Source organism: Clostridium sp. AF37-5 (genome assembly GCF_003477605.1).
In the GTDB taxonomy this organism is placed as follows: domain Bacteria; phylum Bacillota; class Clostridia; order Lachnospirales; family Lachnospiraceae; genus Eubacterium_F.
On record NZ_QUDR01000042.1, the window covers coordinates 1 to 6,159 of the forward strand.

The window sequence follows — 6,159 nt, forward strand, 5'->3', positions numbered from 1 at the left end:
CTGCCCAGTTCCCCAGAATATAATTCTTTGCGGATTCTACTGCCTTTGCTTTTATTTCACTCTCTATTACATGCGGAATCTTATCAAATGCTTCTTCTGCCGCCCATTTCCGCTTTCCGTTAATAGCTCTGTATATTTCACTTCTCGCATCCTGTGCGGAATCTTTCAAGTGGCTTGTTGCTGATATGATATATTTATGCATGTGAAAACGGTCCAAAACAAAACGTGCCTTGGCATGCATTCCTGCTCCCGTTCTAATCCAATCCGCTCCGTCTCCGTTTATATATATTTTCTCCAGCACTTCCTCGTCATAGCTCTCTGTAATAAAATCAAACACTTCCTGCCATAGTTCTTTCGTTCCTTCCGTCCCGGCATAATCCCCTCCGAAATAATGGCAGTTTACCAGTTCATGCTTACTCCCATCGAAATTTACATCCTCGTAGACGTAGATAAGCTCAAAACATGGCAGTCCCATAGCAGATCAGAGCCTGTTTTTCATGAGAAACAGCGCAGTCAATGATACCACGACACAGCAAAGCAAATGCCACGCTGAAAAAAGCATAAATACCGTTGATTAAAGTAACGATGATCAATGCCGGTATCTGTGATTTAGATTGCTTGATGATCCACTTAAATGCCATTGTAATATCCTTTCCTTCTAATCCTGAAGTCCACTGTCAATCCAGATTTCTTTTATGTGGTTCCGTTCCTGCTCATCAATCGTACGGATGGAGTGTAATTCGTTTTTAAACTTATCAGTACGTAAAAAGATGTATATGCAATCGTACAGGCGGCAGATATTGCAAAAGTGGTTATTGGATACCGCATGATAAAAAAGGGAGTATGGATCAGTAATATTGTTGAGTAGTTAGCGGGCAGACTACGTCAGTCACTATTGCGGAAGATCGGATGGTGGCTGTTCCGGTATTGTGTTGGTGTCATGCCGGTATGATGTTTGAAGGCATAAGAAAAGGCATGCCCATCACAAAAACCCAGGCTTAGTGCGATAGACAAAATACTCCGGTTTGTGTTATATAATTCTACTTTGGCATATTCCATTGTCTCATTGATGAGATACTGCTTTAATGTCATGCCGGTTTCTTTGTGAAAGAGCGACGAAAGATATTTGGGATGATAGCCAAAGTAGTTTGCCAGACCGGCTACGGTAAGGTGATAGGCCTGATTCCATTTAATATAATTCTTTACATTCTGTAATAAATAATCCTTAAAGGAATGTTGTGATAACAGACTTTCCTGTATCTGATTATATAGTTCCAGTAAAATATTCATTGCGTAGAAGTTGTTTGTCCGTTTGTCCCGGTAGGTAAAGTTGACATCATTAAGCTGGGAGAATACGGCAGTGATGCGGTTCATAGAGGATAGAGAACCGCAACGGGGGAGTGTGATAACGGCTTCATCCTTAATGTGCAACATCGGACATTCAAAATGAAGCCAGTAGAAAGAACAAAGGGAGGGTGCCGTTCCATATTGATGTCCTGGTTTCATAATTAAATATTCATTTTGGTTTACCGTATAGTCTTTTTCTGAATCTGCTATGTGTAAAGTACCTTCTGTTACGATAATGAGCTGGTATTCTTTCAGTGTCCGAGACATATGGATCCAGTCGGGTGAGCTGGATTCAAACAGACCATTATATTTATAAGATACCTGGGCAGCAGTAGAAATTATAATATTTTCCATTTTCAAACATCCTCCTTTTAGCTTATGGAAGCGTTTAATGCAACTGTAAGCAGGTAATGTATAAAAATAGTATAGTATAATAATCTTACTTTTTCAAACCAAATGTATCACTTTTTTTATTTACTTATCACTTACTATATGCAATAGTAAGATTACTAAGTTTTTAAAAAAATGTATGGAGGTTTGAACGTATGAATGTCAGAAGATATCAAAAATGGGCAAAGAGCGGTCTGGCTATCATGTTGGCAGGCGCCATGATGGTAGGAACAGCGGCATCCGGTGGAGGGATGACTGCACAGGCAGCAGAAACAGAAAGCAGTGACACGGTTAGTACACAGAAGGCGGTAACGTCTGATGCAGCATCCCTTCTTTTTACGGAGAAGCATATTACATCGGATCTTACATTACCAACGATAGGAGCTTCAGGAACTACGATTTCTTGGAAATCCTCTAATCCGTCAGTTCTTTCTAATGAAGGAAAGGTTACAAGACCGAAAAAAGGAGCAGCGGATGAAGAAGTTACATTGAAGGGAACAGTGAAGATGGGAGATTATGCAAAGGCGAGAAAGTTTGCGTTTGTTGTTCTGGCAGAGTCTGAGATGGGACCAACCAAAGAATTTGCGCTAGATCAGGTGGAACTTCTGGATGATTATTATCTTACAGCACAAAATTCGGATATTGAGTTTTTGAAGAAATTTGATAATGATCGTCTGTTATCAAGATTCCGTGAGACAGCAGGACTTGACACGAAAAAAATTGCTCCTTACGGTGGCTGGGAAGATGGCTGGCTTGGCGGTCATAGTGTCGGACATTATCTTACGGCGATAGCGCAGGCTGTGAAAGCGACCGGAAATGCTGATCTGAAAGAAAAATCCAAACAACTGATTAAAGGACTGGCAGAGTGCCAGAATAAATTAGGAACAGGATTTATCTTTGGTGCCAAGATAGAGACGGAAGGATATGTGGAAAAACAATTTGATATTCTGGAAGGTAAAACAACCGGAAAAACATGGGTACCGTGGTATAACATGCATAAGATGCTTACAGGACTTGTTGATACTTACAAATACACAGGTAATAAGCAGGCACTTGAAGTTGCAAAGAAGTTAGGCGACTGGATTTATAATCGTGTTAGCAAATGGGATGCCGGTACACAAGGTAGGGTTCTTGGTACAGAGTATGGCGGAATGAATGATTGCCTGTATGAGTTGTATTTATGCACCAGAGACAGTAAGCATCTGGAAGCTGCGCACAAGTTTGATGAACCTAATCTTTATAAGACTGTAGCCAAAGGTGGTAAAAACTGCTTAAATGGTAAACATGCCAATACAACGATTCCTAAGTTCCTTGGTGCTTTAAAACGATATGTTGTTTTGGAACAGACAGGTGAATTAACAAAGGATGATGAAGCTTATCTGACAAATGTAGAGAAGTTCTTTGACATAGCGGTTACAAGACATGCCTATATAACAGGTGGCGTCAGTGTTATGGAACATTTCCGCAAAGACAATAATCAGGACGGAACAAGAACACAGACGAACTGCGAAAGCTGTTGTGCACATAATATGCTGAAAATGGCAAAAGAGTTATATAAAGTAACAGGTGATAAGAAATATGCGGATTATTATGAGACAACTCTTCGCAACTCTATCATGGGTGCTGTAAAATCCGAGAGTGGAGCCGCTGCTTATTTCATTCCGATGGCTACCGGTTACTTTAAGACATTTGGCAATGAAGATCCGGCCAAAAACATGTTCTGGTGCTGTACCGGAAGTGGCATGGAGAACTTTACGAAATTGGGGGATAGTATTTATTTTCATGCTAATGATACCTTGATCGTAAATCAGTATGTTTCTTCTAAAGTAACATGGGAAGAGAAAAATCTTGTTGTGACTCAGAAGTCAGATGTAACGAAATCAGACAAAGCGACATTTACAGTTAATGCAAAAGATGGCAGTACAATTCCTTCCGCAGCATTGGCACTGCGCGTTCCGGACTGGATGCATGGCAAAGCTGTTGTTACGGTAAATGGTCAGGAAGAGAAAGCGGCATTCAGCTCAGGTGGTTACATTCTTCTTGATCGTGAGTGGAAAGATGGGGATGTTGTTACAATGGAATATCCGATGTCAGTAGATGCTTTCGGGCTTCCGGATAACAATACGGTATTTGCGTTCCGTTATGGTCCGACTGTTCTTGCAGCCAGATTAGGAAAAGAAAAGATGGCTTCAACTACCTGGGCAGGTGCTAATCTGACAGCCCCATTATATAAAGTAGTTGGTGATCAGAATCAGAAGATTACGATCAAGTATGGTGAGTCAAAAGCGGCAACACCATTGGGAAATGAAACATTAACCATTCAGGAAGATATGTCGACGATTGAATTTATCGATCATATTGACAATTATCTTGTGAAAGATACAACGAGTGGTACCTTAGCATTTAAATTGAAGGGAACCAATGCGGACACAACATTTAATGGTGGATTGCAGTTCGTTCCATTTAACAAATTAAATGATGAGCGTTATGGAATCTACTGGTATTTTGATACAAAGTATACAGAGAGTGACGAAAAACAGATCCTTACAGCAAAAGAAAACGGACGTCTTGATGCCAGTATTCTTGATTCTACGCAGCCGGGATATGGACAGTACGAAAGAGATGTCATTCATCAGTTACAGGAAAAAGACTCAGTTGCCGGCACGATTACGGATGGCGGAAGTACACGGTATGCAAAAGCAGGTGGATATTTCACTTATAACTTTATTGTAAATCCGGATAAAGGTAACGCTTTGTTATGCCAGTTTGCGAAAGAAGACAATGGAAAAACAATTAAGGTCATGGTCGGTGATAAGCAGATCGCCAGCAAAAAACTGGCATATGACGGAACGGCAGCCTTCTATACCGAATATATTAATATTCCGGATGATGTATTGAAGAAAAATGTGAAGAAGATCGTGCCGGAAGGAGATACAAAAGAATATACCGTAGTGTCGGTACGATTTGAAAGTGGTTCTGACGCAGAAGACAGCGCACGTCTGGTAGGCGGTTTATATATGACACAGAGTTTTAGTGATCAGGCTGTCCTGAATACTTTGACAAGCTCGGCTGGTGAAGTAAGCAGTGCCAATGACACATTTACGATCGTTGTGCCGAAGGGAACAACTTCGGTAGCTTTGAAATATGGTATTGCCGATCAGTTTGGTCTGCTGTATGTTAATGATAAACTTGTAGATGATACAAAACAGCAGACATATGAGCTTACGGCTGCTCCGCTTTCACTGAAAGTAAAAGTATATGCAGAAGATCATAAGACAGTAAGGGACTACTCGGTTGTCATCAAAGTAAAAGAAGATGATGTGAAAAAGGACGATACGCCAAAGAATAATTCCGGTTCTTCACAGAATACTGCGACACCAAAATCGTCAAACACTTCAAAGAAAAAGGTATCTATTTCAATCACGGGTAAGAAATCGGTGAAAAAGGGCAAGACGATCACATTGAAAGTAAAGAAAAAGAATGTGAAAGGAAAAGCAAAATGGAGTGTTAATAAGAAGAAACTGGCAAAACTGAAAAAGAAATCAGCAACAAAGGTTGTATTGAAAGCACGTAAGAAGGGTAAAGTAAAGGTAACAGTTAAAGTTGGTAAGTTAAAAGCGACTAAGACGATTACAATTAAATAAATCGAGTAGGAGGGAAATTTAACTAAATTTCCCGACCTCTCACACCACCGTGCGTACCGTTCGGTACACGGCGGTTCAATCAACTTAACAAGTAACACACCTTTCGGTGTAGTAATCTAACATTGAGACTAATCCAAATGAGGTTAGTCTCTTTGTACTTATAGCCTTTTGTATCCATCCATTGTGGGCGAGTCTTGTATATCTGTCTCCACAATACGCTATTTTAAATGCTGCCCATCTTGGTACATCAAGCTTCATAAGGTTCTTTGCTCTATTTTGTGGAGTTTTCCAATGTTTCCAAATGCACATACGAAGTCTGTATCTGATGCTACCATCTAGTTCTCGACAAAGTGTTTTCATACTTCCAATTTTAAAGTAATTTATCCAACCTCTGATGAGTTGATTTAATTTCTCCACCTTGTAGCTGCTGCCATTTCTGCAATACGAGACATACTCAAACTTATTGATTGTTCGCCCCTTTGCTCCATTTCCATTACAGAAACTTCTTCACTACTATGGGCTCGGCTGACTTCTCACAGTTCGTTGTTACTAGGCTAATGGAACCTCTGTGAGACCTCCACGCTTAAGGTGCACGCTCTTTCTCTCCATATATCCGCCACATTTACTCTGCTACTACAAAAGTGATAGTTATTAGACTTCGTTGCTTTTAGCCAACTTATCTCTCATAGCCTAGCCTTATATGTGATTTCTGTCCGTTGGACCAGAGATTTGCTTACAGCTTCCTTCAGATTCCATCTCACGATGGACACCCTTGCTG

The 6,159-nt window shown here is 40.4% G+C and carries 4 protein-coding genes; 1 reads left to right on the forward strand and 3 read right to left on the reverse strand.

The genetic code is table 11. The features are described 5' to 3' along the window. The 3 genes from DW019_RS14580 to DW019_RS14590 all read right to left on the reverse strand — a co-directional run. Nucleotides 1–475 (reverse strand): UPF0236 family protein (locus DW019_RS14580; protein ID WP_182431164.1); only part of this gene is annotated, 475 nt, incomplete at its 3' end. After that, a complete protein-coding gene (locus DW019_RS14585; protein WP_117480160.1) occupies nucleotides 456–641 on the reverse strand; it encodes a hypothetical protein in 186 nt (61 codons plus the stop codon). The genes DW019_RS14580 and DW019_RS14585, both read right to left, overlap by 20 nt. A gap of 244 nt (nucleotides 642–885) precedes the next feature. After that, nucleotides 886–1,701 (reverse strand): AraC family transcriptional regulator, encoded by an 816-nt coding sequence (locus tag DW019_RS14590; protein WP_118444032.1) that lies wholly within the window; start codon nucleotides 1,699–1,701, stop codon nucleotides 886–888. Between the two features lie 191 nt (nucleotides 1,702–1,892). Here DW019_RS14590 and DW019_RS14595 point away from each other — a divergent pair, with 191 nt between their 5' ends. Then, nucleotides 1,893–5,381, forward strand: a complete 3,489-nt coding sequence (locus DW019_RS14595; RefSeq protein WP_118444033.1) for a beta-L-arabinofuranosidase domain-containing protein — start codon at nucleotides 1,893–1,895, stop codon at nucleotides 5,379–5,381. Nucleotides 5,382–6,159 lie beyond the last annotated feature (778 nt).

Excerpts from the sequence above, each read along its gene's own strand:
- DW019_RS14585 (WP_117480160.1), bottom strand. The coding sequence starts at position 641 with ATGGCATTTAAGTGGATCATCAAGCAATCTAAATCACAGATACCGGCA.
- DW019_RS14590 (WP_118444032.1), bottom strand. The coding sequence starts at position 1,701 with ATGGAAAATATTATAATTTCTACTGCTGCCCAGGTATCTTATAAATAT.
- DW019_RS14595 (WP_118444033.1), top strand. The coding sequence starts at position 1,893 with ATGAATGTCAGAAGATATCAAAAATGGGCAAAGAGCGGTCTGGCTATC.